Origin of the sequence: Xenorhabdus sp. KK7.4 (genome assembly GCF_963876465.1) — a bacterium.
In the GTDB taxonomy this organism is placed as follows: domain Bacteria; phylum Pseudomonadota; class Gammaproteobacteria; order Enterobacterales; family Enterobacteriaceae; genus Xenorhabdus; species Xenorhabdus stockiae.
In genome coordinates this window covers 1-1,339 of sequence record NZ_CAWNQF010000006.1, presented here as the reverse complement: position 1 = coordinate 1,339, position 1,339 = coordinate 1, and the positions used below count along the sequence as shown (strand labels likewise).

At 52.9% G+C, this 1,339-nt stretch carries 1 protein-coding gene and 1 pseudogene; both read left to right on the top strand.

Annotated features, from left to right (window positions below):
- A partial coding sequence (traD, locus tag AACS90_RS03035) for a conjugative transfer system coupling protein TraD (protein ID WP_153043715.1) occupies nucleotides 1–1,137 on the top strand: 1,137 nt, incomplete at its 5' end.
- A gap of 8 nt (nucleotides 1,138–1,145) precedes the next feature.
- Nucleotides 1,146–1,339: pseudogene (locus tag AACS90_RS03030) on the top strand (TIGR03747 family integrating conjugative element membrane protein); the annotation flags it as partial.

Sequence of the window (1,339 nt, the reverse complement as noted above, 5' to 3'; positions counted from 1 at the left end):
CCGGATTACACGCTTATCACGCGTTACGTCAATAATATCAGCGAACTGTATCAGCTCTATGCGACTAAAGTGATTGCAGACAGGCAACCTGTGCTGTTGGAGCACATCAATCAAATCCTCGGCAAGCTGAAAGAAAAAGATATTCCGCGCAATATGCAGGGGCAGCCGGATGCGCTCCGGCTCTGGGCAATGGAAATGACGCTCAGTTCGGCGGCCGGTAAACAGCTCTATGACCCTATTCTGGACGGGTTACGTTCAGCTGTGCGTTATGACCGCACCTATTTTGATAAAATTGTCGCCTCGCTACTGCCTCTGCTGGAAAAACTGACCACAGGAAAAATCGCAGAGCTGTTATCCCCGGATTATCTCAATATGGCAGATTTGCGCCCCATCTTCGACTGGGAACAGGTGATCCGCAAAAACGGGATTGTCTATATCGGGCTGGATGCACTGTCTGACAGCGATGTGGCTTCGGCAGTGGGCAACAGCATGTTTGCGGATTTGGTCAGTGTGGCCGGGCAGATTTATAAATACGGTATGAATGCAGGGTTGCCGGTGCGTCATGACGGGAAGCTCGCGATAAATCTGCATTGTGATGAATTCAATGAACTGATGGGCGATGAGTTTATTCCGCTGATTAATAAGGGCGGTGGCGCCGGTATGCAGGTTACCGCCTATACTCAGACCTCCTCGGATATTGAAGCCCGTATCGGCAGCCCGGCTAAAACCGCGCAGGTAATTGGCAACTTCAATACCCTGATTATGCTGCGGGTACGGGATAACCGCACGGCAGAGCTGCTCACCAGCCAGTTGCCGGAAGTGGAAATCTACAGTAAGACATTGGTCTCAGGGCATTCGGATATTGCCGATGTTGAACAGGGACAGGATTTTACCTCGTCTACACAGGACAGGGTCGGCACGGTTAAAACGCCGCTGGTGACGCCGGCTGAGATGATTAACCTGCCGAAAGGACAGGCATTCGCTTTATTGGAGGGCGGGCAGCTGTGGAAAATTCGCATGCCTCTGCCCACCGGTGATGACGATGATGCCCTGATGCCGGCGAGTTTGCAGAACATCGCCGAGCATATGCGGCGGCACTACCGCACCAGTGAGAACTGGTGGGAAGAGAAAGGCTAATTTCCGTCATGGCACCGTCAGAAAACCCGTCCCGTCAGCCTGCCCAACCGCCCCGCAGGCATGGCTTGCTGTATAGTGCGCTATGGGAATGGCCGTGGCAACTCATTGGCTTTATTGTGATGTCGTGGTTATTCAGTCTGTTACTGGAATACCTCGGGATGACTTTTTTCTGGCCGGATGAGGGCGCGGCTCACAGCCAGAC